Annotated in this window: 20 protein-coding genes and 1 riboswitch; of the genes, 9 read left to right on the top strand and 11 right to left on the bottom strand. The window is 56.8% G+C overall.

Annotation, left to right across the window (positions count from 1 at the left end; genetic code table 11):
* The first annotated feature begins 4 nt into the window (after nt 1-4).
* Nucleotides 5-4,228 (top strand): DNA-directed RNA polymerase subunit beta', encoded by a 4,224-nt coding sequence (gene rpoC, locus DCH402_RS19130; protein WP_040002865.1) that lies wholly within the window; start codon nt 5-7, stop codon nt 4,226-4,228.
* Nucleotides 4,229-4,548: 320 nt separating this feature from the next.
* Nucleotides 4,549-5,646 carry a DUF1176 domain-containing protein gene (locus DCH402_RS19125; protein ID WP_040002864.1) on the top strand — a complete coding sequence of 366 codons (1,098 nt, stop codon included), beginning with the start codon at nt 4,549-4,551 and terminating at the stop codon, nt 5,644-5,646.
* Between the two features lie 268 nt (nt 5,647-5,914).
* Here the strand turns inward: DCH402_RS19125 and DCH402_RS22680 are convergent, their stop codons facing one another.
* On the bottom strand, nt 5,915-6,097 hold the full coding sequence (locus DCH402_RS22680; protein WP_161624086.1) for a DUF1127 domain-containing protein: 183 nt from the start codon (nt 6,095-6,097) through the stop codon (nt 5,915-5,917).
* Between the two features lie 240 nt (nt 6,098-6,337).
* The gene (locus DCH402_RS21760; RefSeq protein ID WP_081642226.1) at nt 6,338-6,517 is read right to left on the bottom strand and encodes a DUF1127 domain-containing protein; all 180 of its coding nucleotides are present in this window, start codon (nt 6,515-6,517) and stop codon (nt 6,338-6,340) included.
* Nucleotides 6,518-6,709: 192 nt separating this feature from the next.
* Between DCH402_RS21760 and DCH402_RS19115 the strand changes: the two genes are divergently transcribed.
* Complete coding sequence (locus tag DCH402_RS19115; protein ID WP_040003753.1) at nt 6,710-8,146, top strand: aminotransferase-like domain-containing protein; 1,437 nt, start codon at nt 6,710-6,712, stop codon at nt 8,144-8,146.
* 135 nt (nt 8,147-8,281) lie between these two features.
* On the opposite strand, the gene thiH is transcribed toward DCH402_RS19115, so the two are convergent.
* From thiH to DCH402_RS19080, 7 genes are all read right to left on the bottom strand, one after another.
* Nucleotides 8,282-9,427, bottom strand: a complete 1,146-nt coding sequence (gene thiH, locus DCH402_RS19110) for a 2-iminoacetate synthase ThiH (RefSeq protein ID WP_040002861.1) — start codon at nt 9,425-9,427, stop codon at nt 8,282-8,284.
* Nucleotides 9,427-10,206 (bottom strand): thiazole synthase, encoded by a 780-nt coding sequence (locus DCH402_RS19105; protein ID WP_040002860.1) that lies wholly within the window; start codon nt 10,204-10,206, stop codon nt 9,427-9,429. The genes thiH and DCH402_RS19105 overlap by 1 nt, the downstream gene beginning before the upstream one ends.
* Nucleotide 10,207: 1 nt before the next feature.
* Nucleotides 10,208-10,408, bottom strand: a complete 201-nt coding sequence (thiS, locus tag DCH402_RS19100; protein ID WP_033575462.1) for a sulfur carrier protein ThiS — start codon at nt 10,406-10,408, stop codon at nt 10,208-10,210.
* Nucleotides 10,405-11,154: a HesA/MoeB/ThiF family protein gene (locus DCH402_RS19095; protein WP_040002858.1), complete on the bottom strand. Its 750-nt coding sequence runs from the start codon at nt 11,152-11,154 to the stop codon at nt 10,405-10,407. Before DCH402_RS19095 ends, thiS begins: the two co-directional genes overlap by 4 nt.
* Nucleotide 11,155: 1 nt before the next feature.
* Nucleotides 11,156-11,791 carry a thiamine phosphate synthase gene (gene thiE / locus DCH402_RS19090; RefSeq protein ID WP_040002856.1) on the bottom strand — a complete coding sequence of 212 codons (636 nt, stop codon included), beginning with the start codon at nt 11,789-11,791 and terminating at the stop codon, nt 11,156-11,158.
* Nucleotides 11,791-13,752 carry a phosphomethylpyrimidine synthase ThiC gene (gene thiC / locus DCH402_RS19085; RefSeq protein WP_040002854.1) on the bottom strand — a complete coding sequence of 654 codons (1,962 nt, stop codon included), beginning with the start codon at nt 13,750-13,752 and terminating at the stop codon, nt 11,791-11,793. The genes thiE and thiC overlap by 1 nt, the downstream gene beginning before the upstream one ends.
* A gap of 139 nt (nt 13,753-13,891) precedes the next feature.
* Nucleotides 13,892-14,007: riboswitch (TPP riboswitch) on the bottom strand.
* 57 nt (nt 14,008-14,064) lie between these two features.
* Nucleotides 14,065-14,514, bottom strand: coding sequence for an Rsd/AlgQ family anti-sigma factor (locus DCH402_RS19080; RefSeq protein ID WP_040002853.1), 450 nt, complete (start codon nt 14,512-14,514; stop codon nt 14,065-14,067).
* 120 nt (nt 14,515-14,634) lie between these two features.
* Between DCH402_RS19080 and nudC the strand changes: the two genes are divergently transcribed.
* The 6 genes from nudC to DCH402_RS19050 all read left to right on the top strand — a co-directional run bounded on the left by nudC (nt 14,635) and on the right by DCH402_RS19050 (nt 19,191).
* Complete coding sequence (gene nudC / locus DCH402_RS19075) at nt 14,635-15,408, top strand: NAD(+) diphosphatase (protein WP_040002851.1); 774 nt, start codon at nt 14,635-14,637, stop codon at nt 15,406-15,408.
* 55 nt (nt 15,409-15,463) lie between these two features.
* Nucleotides 15,464-16,537: a uroporphyrinogen decarboxylase gene (gene hemE / locus DCH402_RS19070; protein ID WP_040002850.1), complete on the top strand. Its 1,074-nt coding sequence runs from the start codon at nt 15,464-15,466 to the stop codon at nt 16,535-16,537.
* Nucleotides 16,537-17,211, top strand: coding sequence for a deoxyribonuclease V (gene nfi / locus DCH402_RS19065; protein WP_081642192.1), 675 nt, complete (start codon nt 16,537-16,539; stop codon nt 17,209-17,211). The genes hemE and nfi overlap by 1 nt, the downstream gene beginning before the upstream one ends.
* 91 nt (nt 17,212-17,302) lie before the next feature.
* A complete protein-coding gene (locus DCH402_RS19060) occupies nt 17,303-17,893 on the top strand; it encodes a YjaG family protein (protein ID WP_040002847.1) in 591 nt (196 codons plus the stop codon).
* A 310-nt stretch (nt 17,894-18,203) separates the two neighbouring features.
* On the top strand, nt 18,204-18,476 hold the full coding sequence (gene hupA / locus DCH402_RS19055; protein WP_012882985.1) for a nucleoid-associated protein HU-alpha: 273 nt from the start codon (nt 18,204-18,206) through the stop codon (nt 18,474-18,476).
* 4 nt (nt 18,477-18,480) lie between these two features.
* On the top strand, nt 18,481-19,191 hold the full coding sequence (locus tag DCH402_RS19050) for a DUF1481 domain-containing protein (protein WP_040002845.1): 711 nt from the start codon (nt 18,481-18,483) through the stop codon (nt 19,189-19,191).
* A gap of 88 nt (nt 19,192-19,279) precedes the next feature.
* Here DCH402_RS19050 and purD read toward each other — a convergent pair whose 3' ends face one another.
* Nucleotides 19,280-20,569 (bottom strand): phosphoribosylamine--glycine ligase, encoded by a 1,290-nt coding sequence (purD, locus tag DCH402_RS19045; RefSeq protein WP_040002844.1) that lies wholly within the window; start codon nt 20,567-20,569, stop codon nt 19,280-19,282.
* Between the two features lie 15 nt (nt 20,570-20,584).
* A complete protein-coding gene (gene purH / locus DCH402_RS19040; protein ID WP_040002842.1) occupies nt 20,585-22,174 on the bottom strand; it encodes a bifunctional phosphoribosylaminoimidazolecarboxamide formyltransferase/IMP cyclohydrolase in 1,590 nt (529 codons plus the stop codon).
* Between the last annotated feature and the right edge of the window lie 333 nt (nt 22,175-22,507).

Genomic DNA, 22,507 nt, shown 5'->3' with positions numbered 1-22,507 from the left:
ATCCGTGAAAGACTTATTAAAGTTTCTGAAAGCGCAAACTAAAACCGAAGAGTTTGATGCGATCAAAATTGCTCTGGCCTCGCCAGACATGATCCGTTCCTGGTCTTTTGGTGAAGTGAAAAAGCCAGAAACCATTAACTACCGTACGTTCAAACCGGAACGTGACGGTCTGTTCTGTGCCCGTATCTTCGGGCCGGTAAAAGACTATGAGTGCTTGTGTGGTAAGTACAAGCGCCTGAAACACCGTGGCGTAATTTGCGAGAAGTGCGGCGTTGAAGTGACCCAGACCAAAGTGCGTCGTGAGCGCATGGGCCACATCGAGCTGGCGTCTCCGACCGCTCACATCTGGTTCCTGAAATCTCTGCCGTCCCGTATCGGCCTGCTGCTGGATATGCCGCTGCGCGATATCGAACGTGTACTGTATTTCGAATCTTACGTGGTGGTCGAAGGTGGGATGACCAACCTGGAACGCCGTCAGATCCTGACCGAAGAGCAGTATCTGGATGCGCTGGAAGAGTTCGGTGACGAATTCGACGCCAAAATGGGTGCCGAGGCGATCCAGGCTTTGCTGAAAAACATGGATCTGGAGCAGGAATGCGAACAGCTGCGCGAAGAGCTGAACGAAACCAACTCCGAGACCAAACGCAAAAAACTGACTAAGCGCATCAAGCTGCTGGAAGCGTTCGTGCAGTCCGGCAACAAGCCGGAGTGGATGATCCTGACCGTGCTGCCGGTGCTGCCGCCGGACCTGCGTCCGCTGGTGCCGCTGGATGGCGGTCGTTTCGCGACTTCCGATCTGAACGATCTGTATCGTCGCGTGATCAACCGTAACAACCGTTTGAAACGTCTGCTGGATCTGGCGGCACCCGATATCATCGTACGTAACGAAAAACGTATGTTGCAGGAAGCGGTGGATGCGCTGCTGGATAACGGCCGTCGCGGTCGTGCCATCACCGGTTCTAACAAGCGTCCGCTGAAATCTTTGGCCGATATGATCAAAGGTAAACAGGGTCGTTTCCGTCAGAACCTGCTCGGTAAGCGCGTGGACTACTCCGGTCGTTCCGTTATCACCGTAGGTCCGTACCTGCGTCTGCATCAGTGCGGTCTGCCGAAAAAAATGGCGTTGGAACTGTTCAAACCGTTCATCTACGGCAAGCTGGAACTGCGTGGTCTTGCTACCACCATCAAAGCTGCCAAGAAGATGGTAGAACGCGAAGAAGCGGTGGTATGGGATATTCTGGATGAAGTTATCCGCGAGCACCCGGTACTGCTGAACCGTGCGCCGACCCTGCACCGTCTGGGTATTCAGGCGTTTGAACCGGTTCTGATCGAAGGTAAAGCGATTCAGTTGCACCCGCTGGTGTGTGCGGCATATAACGCCGACTTCGACGGTGACCAGATGGCTGTTCACGTACCGCTGACGCTGGAAGCCCAGCTCGAAGCGCGTGCGCTGATGATGTCCACCAACAACATTCTGTCGCCGGCGAACGGTGAGCCGATCATCGTTCCGTCTCAGGACGTGGTGTTGGGTCTGTACTACATGACCCGTGACTGTGTTAACGCCAAAGGCGAAGGCATGGTGCTGACCGGCCCGAAAGAAGCAGAACGTATTTATCGTGCGGGTCTGGCTTCGCTGCATGCGCGGGTAAAAGTGCGTATTACCGAGCATCAGAAGAATGCGCAGGGCGAGTGGACGCAGAAAACCAGCCTGATCGACACTACCGTCGGTCGTGCGATTCTGTGGATGATCGTGCCGAAAGGCCTGCCTTATTCCATCGTCAACCAGGCGCTGGGTAAGAAAGCGATTTCCAAGATGCTGAACACCTGCTACCGCGTGTTGGGTCTGAAGCCGACGGTTATTTTCGCCGACCAGATCATGTACACCGGTTTTGCTTATGCGGCGCGTTCCGGTTCTTCCGTTGGTATCGACGATATGGTGATCCCGGCGAAGAAAGTGGAAATCATCAGCGAAGCGGAAGCCGAAGTCGCCGAGATTCAGGAGCAGTTCCAGTCTGGTCTGGTAACCGCGGGCGAACGCTACAACAAAGTTATCGATATCTGGGCTGCGGCGAACGAGCGCGTGGCCAAAGCGATGATGGAAAACCTCTCTACCGAAACCGTTATCAACCGTAACGGCGAAGAAGAGAAACAGGTGTCCTTCAACAGCATCTTTATGATGGCCGACTCCGGTGCGCGTGGTTCTGCGGCACAGATTCGTCAGCTGGCGGGGATGCGTGGTCTGATGGCGAAGCCGGATGGCTCCATCATCGAAACGCCGATCACCGCGAACTTCCGTGAAGGCCTGAACGTACTCCAGTACTTCATCTCCACGCACGGTGCGCGTAAAGGTCTGGCGGATACCGCACTGAAAACCGCGAACTCCGGTTATCTGACCCGTCGTCTGGTTGACGTGGCGCAGGATCTGGTGGTGACCGAGGACGATTGCGGCACCCACGAAGGCATCATGATGACGCCGGTTATCGAAGGCGGCGACGTGAAAGAGCCGCTGCGTGAGCGCGTACTGGGCCGTGTGACGGCGGAGGACGTGCTGAAACCGGGCACCGCAGACATTCTGGTTCCGCGTAATACGCTGCTGAACGAGAAATGGTGTGACCTGTTGGAAGAAAACTCGGTTGATGCCGTGAAAGTACGCTCCGTCGTAGGTTGTGAAACCGACTTCGGCGTGTGCGCCAAGTGCTACGGTCGTGACCTGGCGCGTGGCCACATCATCAACAAAGGTGAGGCTATCGGGGTTATCGCGGCACAGTCCATCGGTGAGCCGGGTACACAGCTGACGATGCGTACGTTCCACATCGGTGGTGCGGCATCGCGTGCGGCAGCCGAGTCCAGCATTCAGGTGAAAAACAAGGGTACGTTGCGACTGAGCAATGCCAAGTTCGTGATGAACAACGCCGGTAAGTTGGTCATCACCTCGCGTAACACCGAGCTGAAACTGATCGACGAATTCGGCCGTACCAAAGAAAGCTATAAAGTGCCTTACGGTGCGGTGATGGCGAAAGGTAACGGTGACGATGTCGCGGGCGGTGAAACCGTCGCGAACTGGGATCCGCATACCATGCCGGTTATCACCGAAGTGGGCGGTAGCATTCGCTTTACCGACATGATCGACGGCCAGACGATTACGCGTCAGACCGACGAACTGACCGGCCTGTCTTCCATCGTGGTTCTGGACAGTGCGGAACGTACCGGTGGTGGTAAAGACCTGCGTCCGGCGCTGAAAATCGTTGACGCCAGCGGCAACGATGTACTGATCCCGGGCACCGACATGCCGGCACAGTACTTCCTGCCGGGCAAAGCAATTGTTCAGTTGGAAGACGGTGCACAGATCGGTGCGGGTGACACCCTGGCGCGTATTCCGCAGGAATCCGGCGGTACCAAGGATATTACCGGTGGTCTGCCGCGCGTTGCCGACCTGTTCGAAGCCCGTCGTCCGAAAGAGCCGGCAATTCTGGCGGAAGTCAGCGGCGTGGTGTCCTTCGGTAAAGAAACCAAAGGCAAACGTCGTCTGGTGATCACGCCAGTTGATGGCAGCGAACCGTACGAAGAGATGATTCCGAAATGGCGTCAGCTCAACGTGTTCGAAGGTGAGCGTGTGGAACGCGGCGATGTGATTTCCGACGGTCCGGAATCTCCGCATGACATTCTGCGCTTGCGTGGTGTACACGCGGTAACCCGTTACATCACCAACGAAGTGCAGGAAGTTTACCGCTTGCAGGGCGTTAAGATTAACGATAAACACATCGAAGTTATCGTTCGTCAGATGCTGCGTAAAGGTACCATCGTCAATCCGGGTAGTTCCGAGTTCCTGGAAGGCGAGCAGGTGGAAATGTCGCGCATCAAGATCGCCAATCGTCAGTTGGAAGCGGACGGCAAGATCGCGGCAACTTACAGCCGCGACCTGCTGGGTATCACCAAAGCGTCTCTGGCTACCGAGTCCTTCATTTCCGCGGCGTCGTTCCAGGAAACGACTCGCGTACTGACGGAAGCGGCGGTTGCCGGTAAACGTGATGAGCTGCGTGGCCTGAAAGAAAACGTCATCGTGGGTCGACTGATCCCGGCTGGTACCGGTTATGCGTATCATCAGGACCGTATGCGTCGCCGTCAGGCGGGCGAGCAGCCGGCTGCACCACAGGTGAGTGCCGAAGAAGCCTCTGCCAACCTGGCTGAGCTGCTGAATGCGGGTCTGGGTGGTAGCGACGACGAATAATCGTCACTTTCTCCGATAATAAAAAACCGTACCTTAGCGATAAGGTGCGGTTTTTTTTATATTCTTATTTCATGTGAGGCACTTTTATTGATGTCGGTGTCGGTTTAACAATAGTCTGGTGTGACATTCGACCGAGCCTGTCGCAAGCGACGTTAAAAAACGCTTTCAGCGTTTTATGATTCGTTCCCCCTTGCCGGTGGAACTCACCCTGCGGGCCGTCGCAGGCGACGTTAAAAAACGCTTTCAGCGTTTTTTTGGATGTGGGGAAAAGACATAATTGCGTTATAACATCAGCATGGCAGTTTCATAAGGAATGTCCGATGCGATTTAACACAGCGCTTTCAGGCATCATTCTGGTTTTGCTGTCCGGCAGTGCATTCAGCGCTGGCGAGATGCCTTCCGGTTATCCGGTTCCGGTGCAGAAGGTGTTCAGGCACTGGCAGGTAACCTGTAATAACCTGAATGATTGCGATATCAGAAATAATGATCCGTATCTACGCGTGACGCTAAAGCGCGAAGCGGGCGCTCAGGGGAAAATCTCATTGGACTTCGATCTGGCTGATAAACGTCAGGCGCTGTATCTGGATGGCGTCCGTTTCCCGCTGGCGCAGCCTGCCTGGCAGACAGACGAGGAGGAGGGGGCATTTTACGTCCATACCGACCAGTTGGATGTCATCCAGCAGTTTGTGCTGGCGGCCAGAAATGCCAAACGGTTGTCGCTGTCAGAGCATGGCGGCAATCAGAGTAATAATCAGGAAGAGTCCATCTCGCTTAACGGCCTGAATGCAGCGTTATTGTTGGCGGATGAGCGACAAGGGCGCCTGAATAACCGTAGCGCGTTGTTGCAGGTCGGCAATGGTGATGTGACGCAGGTGCCGCCGGTGCCGGTGGGACAGGAAATCAGCCCTGCCTATACTCAACCGCCGCCGCTGGCGAACGCCAAGGCGCTGATTAACGGTGTCGTTAATGCTAAAAAAACCTTGCTGGAAGAGGAAGACTGCGGGTTGAGTAAAGAAGCCCGACAACTGAGTGAGGCTGAACCGCTGACCAATGAGCTGGCACTGGTGATGTTGAATTGCGGCATGGGGGCTTATCAATCCTCCAGTATGCTGTTTGTTACGCCGCGCAATAACCCGCAGGCGGCGCAGTTGCTGGAATTACCCAGGCCTATTCGTCCGGTGGAAAGCCGTGAGGAAAAAATCCGCTGGTTTACCGAAGCGGACTATGACCCGGAAACCGGCATGTTATATCACTCCGCCAAGGGACGAGGTATCGCCGACTGTGGTGAAAGCGCACAGTGGGTATTTGACGGTAAAACCTTCCAGCTTGTGGCTTACAATTATCAGCCGGAGTGTAACGGCGGGCAGCCGGGAGACTGGCCTTCTGTGTGGGCGATGCCGGGCTACCCAACCGAGTAGCCCGACACGATGTTGACAGCCAGCATGGTTTTCTCTTCGGTCACGCGGGCCTGGAGGCGGCGGAATCGATGGCAAGCTTCGGTTCCGGCTGTATCAGCCCGCGCACTGTAACAACCGGCCGGCCGTATAGCGACGGGCAACTCTGTGATGTGCGCAACAGTACGCATACCATCGCTTTCTCTCTGTATTGATTGCTTTTTTCTGCGTGGTGTCTCGCATCTTTTTGCCCTGAATCCGCGTTGCTCCATTCACTAGCGTTTATTCGTTGCTACCATAAGTTGTCCACATCCCGGCGAGTGAGTCCGATATCCTCCAACCGATCGTTGTTTAGTTTTCGTAGCGCATTTCGTGCCTGTATCCGCTGTCGCCAGGCGCGCCAACGCTGGCGGAGATGATGAAGGAAGAAACGCGGGCCGACGGCGGTATTCGAACGGCGGTGTGGCTGTGTCATGGTGGTATCCCCGGTGTATTGTGCTGGAGATAGTGTGTAGCCGGCCTGTTTTAGGATACAGATGCAGAAAATGGCTATCCTGAGCATACAGAAATGCGATTGGGCGATCTGAATTACGGTTTTTTGTGTGATCTGTACCTGTTTCCTTTCCCCGCTTCGTGGTTTAAAGAAAACAGGCACAGATAGCATCAGTTGTACTGAAGCTAATGGATGAATGGGGCTACAGCGCTGGCAGAATTATTATTTGTAAAGTCGCCGAATGTCTTCCCGCGTCAGACCAATATCCCGCAGACGATGGTCATTTAGTGCATTTAGGATACGGCGTGTTTGGTGTTGCTGGTATCGACATTGCAATCGTCGATACAGTCGTAGCAATAGGAAACGACGGGGCGATAAATTGGGATTCGGGCATGGTGTCATGATTGTTCTCCGCAGGCGATGGTTGAACATCATCATGGCAGGTGTGTCTGTATGGTTTTAGTGGCAGTGCTTGGGTTTGTTTTTAATACAGATGGCGTGGCAGACGATCTGAATGGTGATTTTGATGACGGTCTGTATGGTAATAACCGGTACAAAGATGGTTTGCACGAAGATGAATTGGGAGATCCGGCGATGACGCGATATCAGCATCTGGCTACCTTACTGGCGCAACGTATTGAGCAAGGGCTTTACCGTAGCGGTGAACGGCTGCCGTCGGTACGGATGCTTAGTCAGGAACATGGCGTCAGCATTAGCACCGTGCAACAAGCTTATTATTTGCTGGAACAGCAGCAACTGATCGTGCCGCAGCCTCGTTCCGGTTATTTCGTGCGGCCACGTAAAGCCGAGCCGCCGATACCAGCAATGAGCAAGCCGTTGCAACGCCCGGTCGAGGTGAAAAAGTGGAGTGCGGTGTTGGAGCTGGTTAATGCCAGGCAAGACCCAGAGATACTCTCTTTGGGCGGCAGTTCGCCGGATTTGACCCAAAGTACGCTGAAGCCGTTGTGGAAGCAGTTGCAACGTATCGGCCAAAAGCAGATGGCTTCTTCTTTCGTATATGACGATTTGGCGGGCTCCATATTACTGCGAGAACAGATTGCCCGTCTGATGGTGGACAGCGGCTGTCAGCTGTCGGCGGAGGACATTGTCGTCACGACCGGATGTACCGAGGCGGTGGCGGTGGCGGTACGGGCGGTGGCGCATCCGGGAGATATCATCGCCGTGGAGTCGCCGGTTTTTCACGGCATTTTGCAGATCCTGTGCGGGTTGGATATCAAAGTCATTGAGATCCCGACCGATTTTACCACCGGTATTAATCTGGAAGCGCTGGAGCTGGCGCTGGATCAGTGGCCAATTAAAGCCGTGATCACGGTACCGAGCTGTAATAATCCACTCGGGTTCATCATGCCACCGCATCGTAAGCGGGCGCTGCTGACGCTGGCACAGCGTTATGACATCGCCATTATCGAAGATGATGTGTATGGCGAGCTGGCTTACGAATACCCGCGGCCGACCACGCTGAAGTCGATGGATGTCGATGGCCGGGTGTTGCTGTGCAGTTCGTTTTCCAAAACGCTGGCACCGGGGCTGCGCGTCGGCTGGGTAGTGCCGGGGCGGTATCGCGACCGGGTGTTACATATGAAGTACACCAGTACCGGGTCGAGCACGGTTTGTACACAACTGGCGGTGGCTGAGTTTATCCGGCAAGGGTATTACCAGCCGCATGTGCGCCGTATGCGCAGTATTTATCAGCGTAATCTGGAGTTGTTCGCCTGTTGGGTGCGTCGCTATTTCCCGGAGACTATCTGCGTCAGTCGGCCGAAGGGAGGCTTTGTGTTATGGGTGGAAATGCCGGAATCTTTTGACGGTGTACAATTGTGTCAGCAGTTGAAGGAACACAAAATTTATATCGCAGAAGGCGCATTATTTTCTGCTTCCGGCAAGTACCGTCATGGTATACGCATGAGCTGTGTTATGCCGATGGCAGCCAGAATAGAGCAGGCGGTGGCGACCATTGGATCAACTGTCGAGCACATGTTAATGGCGGGAACGCAAGCAACGCTGGTATGAATAGCCGCCTTGTCGATGCTGCGTGTCGTTGCAAACTGTGCAATGGAAGGATCGGGAAGATCGATTTTCGCCTGATCTTCCCGTGACCGCGTTGTGTGGGTGAGATCGCCGCACAGTGACGATCCCCTGTGGCGTTTAGTTGACGTCTGGCCTTCCCAGATAACCGTCCCAGTCTTTCCACACCGGTTGCAGCCCGGCCTGAGTCAGGGCATCGGCCACCGCTTGCGGGCGGCGGTTATCGTGCGGGGTGAATTGTTCCAGTTCCGGATGATCGTCGGCGTAGCCGCCCGGTTGGGTTTTGGAAAACGCGCTGACGTTGTTGATGGCGATCGGGATCATGTGGTCGCGGAAGAACGGCGACTCGCGGGTAGAGAGCGACAGTTCCACATCGGGTGCCAGTAGCCGGAAGGCGCAGATCACCTGCATCAGTTGCGCCTCATCCATCAGCGAAGCCGGTTCGATGCCGCCGGCACAAGGGCGCAGGCGCGGGAACGACACCGAATAGCGGCTCTGCCAGTACGTTTGCTGCAAATACAGCAGGTGCTCGGCCACCATATAGCAGTCGGTACGCCAACTGTCGGACAGCCCGATCAACGCCCCCAGCCCGATCTTGTCGATACCGGCGCGCCCCAGCCTGTCCGGCGTCGCCAGCCGCCAGGCGAAATCCTGCTTGTGGCCGTGCAGGTGATGGCGGGCGTAGGTCGCCGCGTGATAGGTTTCCTGATACACCATGACCCCATCCAGCCCGAGGGTTTTCAACTCGGCGTACTCCGCTTGCGACAGCGGCTGCACCTCCATCATCACTGAACTGAACTGCGGGCGAATCAGCGGCAGCATCTGGCGAAAATAGTCCATCCCCACTTTGCGTTGGTGTTCGCCGGTCACCAATAGCAGGTGATCGAATCCCAGCGACTTGATCGCCTCGCACTCGCGCAGGATCTCCTGTTCGTCCAGCGTTTTGCGTTTGAGGTGGTTGCTCATGGAAAAACCGCAATAGGTACAGTCGTTGGCACACAAGTTGGAGAGATACAGCGGTACGTAGAAACTCACGGTGTTGCCGAAGCGCTGGCGCGTTAACTGTTGCGCCCGTTGCGCCAGCGGTTCCAGCCAGCGGCTGGCGGCGGGCGACAGCAGCGCCATCATATCGTCGCGCGTGAGTCGATCCGCGCATAACGCCCGTTCTACGTCGGCGTCGGTTTTGCTGTTGATGCGTAGCGTCAGGTCGTGCCATTCCAGCTGTTGCCAGTGTTGTTCAAACGACGGCTGAGAGTGAGCGTTCATCAGTTGATGGCCTCCGTCCGATGCAAAAAGCCGGTCAGCGGGCTGGTGGCGCTGGCGATGTGCCGGCGGCTGCCCAGACCGGCCTGGCGGGCGAGCGCCCCGGCGTCCACCGCCAGCCGAAAGGCGTGCGCCATTTGCACCGGGTCGCGCGCCACGGCGATAGCGGTGTTGACCAGCACGGCATCAGCGCCCAGTTCGATGGCTTCCGCGGCGTGGCTGGGCGCACCGATACCGGCGTCCACCACCACCGGTACCCGCGCCTGTTCGATGATGATGCGCAGGAAATCGCGTGTTTGCAGCCCTTGATTGGAGCCAATGGGCGCACCGAGTGGCATCACCGCGGCACAACCCGCGTCCTCCAGTCGCTTACACAGTACCGGGTCGGCGCCGCAGTAAGGCAAGACCACAAAGCCGTCTTTCACCAGTTGCTCGGCGGCTTTTAGCGTTTCCACCGGGTCAGGCAGCAGGTATTTCATGTCCGGGTGGATTTCCAGTTTCACCCAGTGCGTGCCCAACGCTTCGCGTGCCAGACGGGCGGCGAATACCGCTTCCGCGGCGGTTTTAGCGCCGGAGGTATTCGGCAACAGATGTACGCCCAGCTCGCGCAGCGGCGCCAGAATGGCATCGCTGCCGCCTTTCAAATCCACCCGTTTCATCGCCAGCGTAACCAGTTGTGAGCCGCTGGCGTGCAGGGCATCTTGCATCAGTTGCGCACTGGCAAATTTTCCGGTCCCGGTAAATAACCGGGAGGTCAACGTCGTATCTGCAATCTTCAGCATCTCAACCTCCTGCGATTGCCTGAAACAATAAAATGTCATCACCATCCTGTACGGCCTGTTGCGCCCAGTTGTCACGCGGGATGATGGTTTGATTGACGGCCAGCGCCGTGCCGGGTTGTAGCCGGTTCAACTGCTCAAGTAGCTGTTCCACGGTCAGCCCGTTCTGCAGTTCGATAACCTCATCGTTAAGCCGGATCTTCATGCCTGCCCTCCGCATACCGGGCAGGTGGCCGAGCGCGTCAGTTGCAGCGTGGTCCATTGCTGCTGGCGTGCATCGAACAGCCGTAACTTGCCGTCCAGTGGTGAGGGTAATCCACACAGTAATTTGATCGCTTCCAGCGCCTGTAAGGTGCCCATCACACCGACCACCGGGCCGAGTACGCCGGCGGTGCGACAGTTGCGTTGGGGTTCCGTGGCGTCCGGGTAGAGGCAGGCGTAGCAGCCGTGCGGGTAAGGCGGCGTCAGCACCAGCAACTGCCCGCTGAACCCTACCGCGCTGGCGCTGATCAGCGGTTTTTGCGCCGCGACGCAGGCGGCGTTGACCGCGTGGCGGGTAGTCATGTTGTCGCAACAGTCCAGCACCAGATCGGCCTGCGCCACCGCGGTTGCCAGCGATTCGCCTTCAAGCCGGGTGGTCAGTGCGACGGTTTTCACCCGTGGATTGATGGCTTCCAGCGCGTGGCGGGCCAACACCGCTTTGGGGTGCGACAGGTCTGCGTTGCGGTAGAGAATCTGCCGTTGCAGGTTGGAGATGTGCAGGGTGTCGTGGTCCGCCAGCAGCAGCGTACCGACCCCAGCCGCCGCCAGATAGAGCGCTGCCGGCGAGCCCAGCCCGCCCAACCCGACCAGTAATACGCGGGAGTTCGTCAGTTTCTGTTGCCCTTCCTGACCGATATCTTCCAGCAGTAACTGGCGGCTGTAGCGCATAAATGCCTGATCATCGAGCATGTTACGCCTCCCGTCCTTCAATTAAGCGCAGCAACGTCGCGGTAGCGGCGCGCCAGTCAGTGGCCTGTGTGATGGCGCTGACCACGGCGATGCTGCCGACCCCGGTTTCCAGTACCGCCGGTACCCGGTCAATGCTGATGCCGCCGATAGCGACGGTGGGAAAGCGTCCGTCCAGCGTGCGGATATGGCGGGCCAGCTCGACCAACCCCTGCGGTGCTGATGGCATCGCTTTCGTTTGGGTGGGAAAGATATGGCCAAGCGCGATGTAAGACGGTGCGAGGGCAACGGCACGCGCCAGTTCGGCGTCGTCATGGGTAGAAACGCCCAGACGTAACCCGGCGGCGCGAATCGCGTCCAGATCGGCCGTATCGAGGTCTTCCTGCCCGAGATGTACGCCATAAGCCTGGTGTTTCACGGCCAGTTGCCAGTAGTCGTTGATGAACAGCCGCGCCTGATACTGGCGGCCAAGGGCAATCGCCCGGATAATGTCAGGCTCGGCCTGCTCTGCCGGCTGGTCTTTGATGCGTAGCTGGAGGGTACGAACCCCCGCATCCAGCAGGCGTTCAATCCACGCTACGCTATCGACCACCGGATAGAGCCCCAGCCGGGCATCGGTGGTGGGAAAAGCGCGTTTCATCAGCGTTCCTCCTGCGGCAGGCTGGTGGCGGTGTGGTACAGCTCGCTGCCGCGGGCGCGGAATTCGGCGGACATCTGCGCCATACCGACGTCGATCGGTTGCGCTTCCTGACGGGCTGCGTAATCGCGCACTTCCTGCGTGATCTTCATTGAACAGAATTTCGGCCCGCACATCGAGCAGAAATGCGCCACTTTGCCGGATTCCTGCGGCAGGGTTTCGTCGTGGTAGGCACGGGCGGTTTCCGGGTCCAACGCCAGATTGAATTGATCTTCCCAGCGGAATTCAAAACGTGCCTTGGACATGGCGTTATCGCGGATCTGCGCGCTGGGGTGGCCCTTCGCCAAATCGGCGGCATGAGCGGCGATCTTGTAGGCGATCAGCCCCTGTTTGACGTCGTTCTTGTTCGGCAGTCCCAAATGCTCTTTCGGGGTGACGTAGCACAGCATGGCGCAGCCGAACCAGCCGATCATCGCCGCGCCGATGCCGGAGGTGAAGTGGTCGTAGCCGGGCGCGATGTCGGTGGTGAGCGGGCCAAGAGTGTAGAACGGCGCCTCGTGGCAGTGCTCCAGCTCTTCGGTCATGTTACGGCGGATCATCTGCATCGGCACATGACCGGGGCCTTCGATCATCACCTGTACGTCGTATTCCCAGGCGATTTTAGTCAGCTCGCCCAGCGTGTGCAGTTCGGCGAACTGCGCTTCGTCATTGGCATCCTGAATCGAGCCGGGGCGCAGGCCATCACCCAGTGACAGGGCGACGTCATAGGCGGCGCAGATTTCGCAGATTTCACGGAAATGTTGGTAGAGGAAGTTTTCCTGATGGTGCGACAGGCACCATTTCGCCATGATGGAGCCGCCGCGCGACACAATGCCGGTCAGGCGTTTGGCGGTCATCGGCACATAGCGCAACAACACACCGGCATGGATGGTGAAGTAATCGACCCCTTGTTCCGCCTGTTCCAGCAAGGTGTCGCGGAACAGTTCCCAGGTGAGGTTTTCCGCGATGCCGTTGACCTTTTCCAGCGCCTGATAGATAGGCACCGTGCCGATCGGCACCGGGCTGTTGCGCAAGATCCACTCGCGGGTTTCATGAATATAGCGCCCGGTGGATAAGTCCATCACGGTGTCTGCCCCCCAGCGCGTGGCCCATACCAGTTTCTCGACCTCTTCTTCGATGGAGGAAGTCACGGCGGAGTTGCCGATATTCGCGTTCACCTTCACCAGAAAATTACGACCGATGATCATCGGTTCCGATTCAGGGTGATTAATGTTGGCGGGGATAATCGCACGCCCGGCCGCGACCTCCTGACGCACGAATTCCGGCGTGATGTTGTCCGGCAGCAGCGCGCCGAAACTGTGGCCCGGATGCTGCCGGCGCAGTACCTCGCCGCGAATACGTTCGCGCCCCATGTTTTCACGGATGGCGATGAATTCCATTTCCGGCGTGATGATGCCCTGGCGGGCGTAGTGCAACTGGGTGACGCGGTGACCCGCTTTGGCGCGCTTAGGCTGTGGCAGATGTTCAAAACGCAGGTGGTCGAGGCCGATATCCGCCAGCCGTTGCTGGGTAAAGCCGGAACTGACGCGCGGTAAGGTTTCGGTATCGTCGCGTTCCGCAATCCAGCCGGCGCGCAGTTTACTGAGCCCGCGGTGTACGTCGGGGGTGACGGCAGGGTCGCCATACGGTCCGGCGGTATCATAGACCGGTATGGCCTCGTTGGCTTCATAGCGTGGGTTGTCGCGATTGCCGCCGACCAGCGTCGGGCTTAGCTGAATTTCTCGCATCGGCACGCGAATGTCCGGGTGTGAGCCGGTCAGGTAAATGCGCTGCGAGTTAGGAAAGGTCGAGCCGCGCAGCGTGTCGATAAATTGCTGTGCCGCGGCGCGTTGTTCGCGACGACCGGAGGATTTTTTTTCGCCGGAAGCATTCTGTTCCGTAGACTGGGTTGGTTCTGTAGACATAGCAAGTTCCTGTTCGTTTAGAAGGAAAAATTGCTTGTCTGGAGTTCGGAGGGAGTAATCGCCGGATGCGGGCTGGCAACGGCATCAGGCGTGTTGCCCTGACTGTTGCGCAGACACCCTGAATGGATGCCGGGGTGGCGATATCATTACTCTTGTTCCCTTCGCAGGTATTAACCTGATCAGGTTCCGCGGATCCCGAATGAACGGTCTCAGCCCACGCGCCATCAGGCGTGTTGGGCACTCCGACAAGATAGGGCCCCTTCACGGGGCGAACTAAAACACAAACACTCTATGCGCGATGACGGTGTGCCGTCAATGATCGAACATCAGCCGGATCAAGCTGTTTTCGAGGGTGAAGCGCATTGCCAAGGCTTCACCCACGCCGGATAATGCCTGACGGAATGCCAGACTGTCGGCCGGCTCGATGAAAAACGCCAGATGGCTATCGTAAATATCCATGATTTGCTGGGTATTACTGCGCAGCGCCATATCGAAGTGCGACGCCAGCGTCAGCTTTCTCTCGTTCAGCATGGCGCTTTCCTGCAACATACGTTCGTAGACATGGAAATGTCCGACGGACAAATAGTCGACCAGATGATGGCAAAACCCATCCAGCGTCTGGGCTGCCGGTGTTTGCCCTGTCTGAATGCTGAGCAGGTGGTAATAGGCCAGCAAGAGATGTTTGCGGGCCTGTAGCCATTGATCAATCAAGGCGTAGCGGCCGCCAACGTCCTCCGTCAGGCGTTGTAACTGTTTCAGCATGGTTGACTCCGGGTATCGATTAGGATGATGACGGTAAGCCGTATCATTATTGATAAAGACAATCATTTATAACCATAGTCGTAAAATGCCAATCTGGTAATAAGCGGGGCGATAAAAGAGATGGAATTGACGCTGAAGGGTGAAGAAAGCGGATGGTGGGTGGTATATCACCGCCAGCAGATCTGGTTGCCTCAGGGTGAGTTACCACGAGGAACGGCAGCGCAGTGGCAGTTGCAGCAGTTGTCTGCCCGTCAGGTCGGAGAATGGCAGGGGGAGCCGGTTTGGCTGGTGTTGCAGGATAAAGCCGGCGACATGGGATCGGTGCGTCAACTGTTGAGTCAGGATGCCGGACTATTCCAGTTGGCGGGCCGCGCCGTACAACTGGCGGAATTCTATCGTTCGCACCGGTTTTGCGGCTACTGCGGTCATGAAATGACGGCCAGCACCACCGAATTGGCCTGCTTGTGCCCCCACTGCAAGGAACGCTATTACCCGCAAATCGCTCCTTGTGTGATTGTGGCAATCCGCGATCACGATAAGATTTTGCTGGCGCAGCATCTGCGCCACAAGGGCAATATGTACACTACGCTGGCCGGGTTTGTGGAGGTGGGTGAAACGCTGGAGCAAGCGGTAGCGCGGGAAGTGATGGAGGAGAGCAGTATCCGCGTCAAAAACCTGCGTTATGTCAGTTCTCAGCCGTGGCCATTCCCGCACTCGTTAATGATGGCGTTCATGGCCGATTATGACGGGGGTGAGGTGAAGCCTGACCCGTCTGAGCTGCGGGATGCCGACTGGTTCCGTTACGATCGCTTGCCGGAATTGCCGCCGCCGGGTACGGTAGCCCGGCGTCTGATTGAAGACACGGTAGTACTGTGCCGCGAGGCCGATCGTTAATCGGCTGTCGCCAGCGACAATCATGCCTGCACGCAGGCGTTACAAGGAAAAAACCATGACTGACCTGAAAAATGATCGCTATTTGCGTGCGCTGTTGCGCCAGCCCGTGGATGTGACTCCGGTATGGATGATGCGTCAGGCAGGGCGTTATCTGCCGGAGTACCGTGCGACTCGCTCGCAAGCCGGCGATTTCATGTCGCTGTGCAAAAATGCCGAACTGGCCTGTGAGGTCACGCTACAGCCACTGCGTCGCTATAACCTTGATGCCGCTATCCTGTTTTCCGATATTCTCACCGTACCGGACGCCATGGGGCTGGGGCTCTATTTCGAGGCGGGTGAAGGGCCGCGTTTTACCTCGCCGGTGACCTGCCATGCCGACGTAGCCAAGCTGGCGGTGCCGGACCCGGAACTGGAGCTGGGTTACGTGATGAACGCGGTGCGGACGATTCGTCGCAATCTGGCCGGCGCGGTGCCGTTGATCGGTTTTTCCGGCAGTCCGTGGACATTAGCGACTTATATGGTGGAAGGCGGCGGCAGCAAAGCCTTCACCGTGATCAAAAAGATGATGTTTGCCGAGCCGCGTACGCTGCATTTGTTGCTGGACAAGCTGGCGGACAGCGTGACGCTCTACCTGAACGCCCAGATTCGAGCCGGGGCGCAGGCGGTAATGATTTTCGATACCTGGGGTGGGGCACTGAGCGGCGCGGATTATCGCGAATTCTCACTGCACTATATGCATAAGATTGTTGATGGCTTGCTGCGTGAAAACGACGGTCGCCGGGTGCCTGTGACGCTGTTTACCAAAGGCGGCGGTCAGTGGCTGGAAGCCATGGCGGATACCGGCTGCGATGCGTTGGGGCTGGATTGGACTACGGATATCGCCGACGCGCGCCGTCGCGTCGGAGACAGGGTCGCGTTGCAGGGCAACATGGACCCGTCGATGCTGTATGCTCCGCCTGCCCGTATCGAGCAGGAAGTCGCTACCATTCTGGCCGGGTTCGGCACGGGTAACGGCCATGTGTTTAACCTGGGGCACGGTATTCATCAGGATGTGCCGCCGGAACATGCCGGCGTTTTCGTTGAGGCGGTACACCGTCTATCTGTTCCTTATCATCAGGATATCGTCTGATGGATATGCAGGCATTACGCGCGGAGCAATACAGTAAAGCGGCTCAGGTGATTCGTCATGACGATATCCCTTTTGAGCAGCCCGTGCTGATTGCCGGTGCGGATGTCGGTTTCGAGCAGGAAGGCGCGGTAACCCGTGCTGCGGTGGCGGTGCTGGCCTATCCGTCGCTGCAACTGGTGGAATACCAGATTGCGCGTATTCCGACTGTCATGCCTTACATCCCCGGCTTTCTGTCGTTTCGGGAGTATCCGGCGTTGCTGGCGGCGTGGGAACAGTTGCAACACCAGCCGGATTTGCTGTTTGTCGACGGGCATGGCGTATCTCATCCCCGCCGTCTGGGGGTGGCCAGTCATTTTGGCTTGTTGGTCGATGTGCCGACGATCGGCGTTGCCAAGCGCCGGTTATGCGGGCAGTTTTCGCCGCTGGCGGAAGCAGTAGGCAGCCGCCAGCCGTTGCTGGACAAGGACGAGCCGATTGGCTGGGTATGGCGCAGCAAGGCTCGCTGCAACCCGCTGTTTGTCTCTAGCGGCCACCGTGTCGGTATGGACAGCGCGTTGCAGTGGGTGATGCGTTGCATGCGCGGGTATCGCCTGCCGGAACCGACCCGCTGGGCGGATGCGGTGGCGTCTAACCGTCCGGCGTTTCAACGCTGGCAACGCGAGGCCGGGCTGTAGGATAATGCCGGCTTGGAAACTTTAGGAATTCAGGTATATGGCGGTTTAGTGATTTTCGTTACACTGCCGCCCATTATTATTGAGATAAACGATGTTACGTAACCCCATTCATTTGCGTCTGGAAAAACTGGAAAGCTGGCAGCATGTTACCTTTATGGCCTGCCTTTGCGAACGTATGTACCCTAATTACCATGAGTTTTGCCGGCAGACCGATTTTGGAGATGCGCAACTCTATCGGCGTATACTGGACTTGGTATGGGAAACGCTGGTTGTTAAGGACGCAAAAGTCAATTTCGACAGCCAATTGGAAAAGCTGGAAGATGCGATTCCTGCCGCAGACGATTACGATATGTATGGCGTATACCCTGCTATTGACGCCTGCGTTGCCTTGAGTGAACTGCTGCACTCGCGTTTGAGCGGTGAAACGCTGGAACATGCGGTAACCGTTAGCGAAACCTCGATTCGTACCGTAGCGATGCTGGAAATGACGCAGGCAGGTCGTGAAATGACCGATGAAGAGTTGAAAGTTCTGCCCGCCGTTGAAGAAGAATGGGACATTCAGTGGGAGATTTTCCGCCTGCTGGCCGACTGCGAAGAACGCGATGTCGATCTGATAAAAGGTCTGCGCGCCGACCTGCGCGAGGCCGGAGTCAGCAACATTGGGATAAATTTGTATCAATAACGCGATAAAACGTGATTTAAGGCCTGAATTGGCCTGTCTTTAGGCTTCACATCCGCACCCTGTCTGGTCTACATTTGGGGGGCGTAATAAAAGTGGCTGTCGGTGCGTGTATGCAGGAGAGTGCTACTACACCCTAAATAATTCGAGTTGCAGGAAGGCGGCAACGCAGCGAACCCCCGCGAGCTTACTTGAGTAAGTCGATGGGGTGAGCGAGGAAGCCAACGCACCTGTGGCTCGAAGTATGACGGGAGATGGCATATCCGTCGCACTCGATGCTTAGCAAGCGATAAACACACTGTAAGGATAACTTATGAATAAGACTCAACTGATTGATGTAATTGCTGACAAAGCTGACCTTTCCAAGACCCAGGCTAAAGCTGCTCTGGAAGCTACTCTGGCGGCGATTACTGAGTCTCTGAAAGAAGGTGATGCAGTACAATTGGTTGGTTTCGGTACTTTCAAAGTCAATCATCGTAATGAGCGCACTGGCCGCAACCCGCAGACTGGTAAAGAAATCAAAATCGCTGCTGCTAATGTGCCCGCGTTTGTGTCCGGCAAGGCATTGAAAGACGCTGTTAAATAAGCGCATGCTGATACAAGGTTTAAGCAGAGGGGCGATTTCGCCCCTTTTGCTTTTCTTCAGGCGGCATCTCCGGTTTGTCGTTCCCTCGCTGGCGTGCTTACTGAGCGCCTGTAGCTTTCAGCCGCCGACGCCTGCCGTGTACGCCAGCGGTTATCTGGCCGACCGCGGTGTGGTGCGCTTGTGGCGTAAGGACGACGCGCAGCCGCATCTCACCACGCTGGTGACGGCATTCAGCCCATTGCAAGGGAAAGAGGTTCGCATAACGCGTTACCGTTTCCTGCAAGGGACGTTGCGAGAAGTCCAGCAGACCACTTCCGTGTCGTCACAGGATGAGGTCAGGCTGCGTTTTGATCAGGACGGAACCGTGAGCTATATGCAGCGCCAGTTGCCGGACCGGCGGGAATCGCTGTCGGAAGACGAGATAGCCTTGTATCAGTTCGATGCACGACGTTTACTGGCGCTGAGTGATTCTCTGCGTGCAGGTAAAGTGTCTCTGATGCAGGGGCGTTGGAACGCCGGGCAGGTGATTACGTGCAGTGGGCAAACGGTGCGCCCGGATCTGGATCGCTCTTCGCTGGCCTGGATCGCCCAGCAGAACGAACGCGCCGCCGGACAGCTCAGCGTGGCCTGGCTGGTGTCGCCGGAAGGCACACAATTGTTGCAGGCGGCAGAGGCGGATTTCTGTCGCTGGGAGCCAACCGCCGAAACGTGGTAATCAGAGAAGAGTATGAGCGGCAAACAAGAAACAAGGGGCCAGCCGGTCAGGCATGGCCCCTTGTTGATGCTGGCTCTGAACGCTATCGTCAGGCTTTCTGTTCGCGAGCAATGGCACGATAGCCAATATCGCTGCGGCAGAAGCTGCCTTCCCAATGGATGGGTTTAGCCAGCTCGTAGGCGCGTTGCTGCGCTTCGGCTACGCTGTGGCCCAGCGCCGTCACGCACAATACACGCCCACCGTTGGTGACCACATCACTGCCGTTCAGTTTGGTGCCGGCATGGAACACTTTGCCGTCGGCTGCATCCTGTGTCGGCAAGCCGGAAATGATATCGCCGGTGCGGTAATCGCCTGGGTAGCCGCCGGCGGCCAGTACTACACCTAATGACGGGCGAGCATCCCAGTCAGAAGTTTTCTCATCCAGTTTGCCGTCGCAAGCGGCTAAACAGAGTTCCACCAGGTCGGATTTCAGACGCAGCATGATTGGCTGGGTTTCCGGATCACCGAAGCGGCAGTTGAATTCGATCACCTTCGGCTGACCGTCCGGGGAAATCATCAGACCTGCGTACAGGAACCCGGTATAGACGTTGCCTTCGGCTGCCATGCCGCGTACGGTTGGCCAAATAATCTGGTCCATTACCCGCTGGTGGACATCATCCGTCACCACCGGCGCAGGCGAGTAAGCGCCCATGCCACCGGTGTTAGGACCGGAATCCTGGTCACCTACACGTTTGTGATCCTGGCTGGTGGCCATCGGCAGCACGTGCTCGCCATCCACCATGACAATGAAGCTGGCTTCTTCGCCATCCAGAAACTCTTCGACCACGATACGGTGACCGGCATCGCCAAACGCATTGCCTGCCAGCATATCGGTAGCAGCGTTTTCCGCTTCTTCCAGCGTCATGGCAACAATCACGCCTTTGCCGGCTGCCAGACCATCGGCTTTGATAACAATCGGCGCGCCTTTGCGACGGATGTAGTCCAGTGCCGGTTCAATCTCGGTGAAGTTCTGATATTCCGCTGTTGGAATACGCTGGCGAGCCAGAAAATCCTTGGTAAAAGCTTTGGAGCCTTCCAACTGCGCGGCGGCTTGCGTCGGGCCGAAAATCTTCAGACCTGCTGCGCGGAAAGCGTCTACCACACCAATGACCAACGGCGCTTCCGGACCCACGATGGTCAGGCCAATCGCGTTCTGGCGAGCGAAATCCAGCAGTGCCGGGATGTCTGTTGCGGCAATATTCACGTTTTCCAGCGCGGGTTCCAGTGCTGTTCCTGCGTTACCCGGCGCGACGTATACTTTATCGGCCAGTGGCGATTGTGCCGCTTTCCAGGCCAGTGCGTGCTCGCGGCCGCCATTACCAATAATTAAGATATTCATCGTTATAGTCCCGAGTTAGTGACGGAAGTGGCGCATGTCGGTAAACAACATCGCAATGCCGTGTTCGTTGGCGGCGGCGATGACTTCATCATCACGAATAGAACCGCCAGGCTGAATGACGCAAGTGATACCAACGGCGGCGGCGGCGTCGATACCATCACGGAACGGGAAGAACGCGTCGGATGCCATCACGGAACCTTTCACTTCCAATCCTTCGTCGGCAGCCTTGATACCCGCTATCTTGGCAGAGTAAACGCGGCTCATCTGACCGGCGCCGATACCGATAGTCATGTTATCGCGTGCATAAACAATCGCGTTGGATTTAACGAACTTCGCGACTTTCCAGCAGAACAGGGCATCGCGCAGCTCGGCTTCCGTCGGCTGACGCTCGGTAACCACGCGCAGTTGAGCGGCGTCCACCATACCTAAATCGCGATCCTGCACCAGCAGGCCGCCGTTGACGCGTTTGAAATCCAGCCCGGGAGCACGTTGTTGCCATTGGCCGCAGGTCAGTACGCGTACGTTCTGTTTAGCGGCGGTAACTTTCAGCGCGGCTTCGCTGGCGGAAGGGGCAATGATCACCTCCACAAACTGACGGCTGATAATGGCTTGCGCAGTCGCTTCATCCAACTCGCGGTTAAAGGCGATGATGCCGCCGAATGCCGAGGTCGGGTCGGTTTTATAGGCGCGCTCATAGGCGTCCAGAATCGACTCGCCGATCGCCACGCCGCAAGGGTTGGCGTGCTTAACGATGACGCAGGCCGGTTCAACGAACTCTTTTACACACTCCAGCGCAGCGTCGGTATCGGCGATGTTATTGTAGGAAAGTGCCTTGCCCTGCAGTTGTTGAGCAGTCGCTACCGAAGCCTCGGCGACGGTCTCTTCTATATAGAAGGCGGCTTGCTGGTGGCTGTTCTCGCCGTAGCGCATATCCTGCTTTTTGATGAAATTCAGATTCAGCGTGCGCGGGAAGCGACCAGAGGGCTGAGTCGTTTCGCCGTGGTAAGCAGGAACCTTGCTGCCGAAATAGTTGGCGATCATGCTGTCGTAAGCGGCGGTATGTTCGAATGCCTTAATGGCCAGGTCAAAGCGGGTTTCGTAAGTCAGAGAACCTTCATTGGCATCCATCTCGGCAATGATCGCCGTGTAGTCGCTGCTTTTAACCACGATAGCCACATCATTATGGTTCTTGGCCGCCGAGCGCACCATGGTCGGGCCGCCGATATCGATATTTTCCACTGCGTCTTCCAGCGTACAGTCGGCTTTGGCGACGGTCTGGGCGAACGGATAGAGATTGACGACCACCATGTCGATCGGCTGGATATTGTGCTGGGTCATGACGGCATCATCCTGACCGCGACGGCCCAGAATGCCGCCATGCACTTTGGGATGCAGGGTTTTGACGCGTCCATCCATCATTTCAGGAAAACCGGTGTAATCGGAAACCTCCGTCACCGGCAGCCCGGCATTGGCAAGCAGGCGTGCAGTACCGCCGGTTGAGAGCAGTTCAATGCCACGCTGTGACAGCGACTGGGCAAATTCAACGATACCGGCTTTGTCAGATACGCTGAGCAAAGCACGACGGATAGGACGACGTTGTTGCATGATGGTTTGATCCCCTGACTTAGGTTCTTACTTTAAAGAGCGTTACGTGAATAGTGGCGGTCATATAAAGAAAAATACGGATTGAGTCGCCAATATTCAGCTAACGTACCCACAGATCTGCGTCATTTTCATCAGGGGGGGAATTGTAGCGAAAACGTTTGCGTGATGCTCGCCAAATTTCAAAAAATGGCTGTCTTGTGGATAACTCTGTGCAAAATAAGGTATAAGCGGCGCTTTTGCTGTGGAATGCAGCGAACGCGCGATTTAATCAAAAATACCGGTTGCGGCCTGCGAAGAACTCCCTATAATGCGACCCCACTGACACGGCAACAG

The organism is Dickeya chrysanthemi NCPPB 402, assembly GCF_000406105.1.
GTDB lineage: Bacteria > Pseudomonadota > Gammaproteobacteria > Enterobacterales > Enterobacteriaceae > Dickeya > Dickeya chrysanthemi.
The sequence above is the reverse complement of the archived record's forward strand: the minus strand, read 5'-3'. Positions and strand labels throughout refer to the sequence as shown.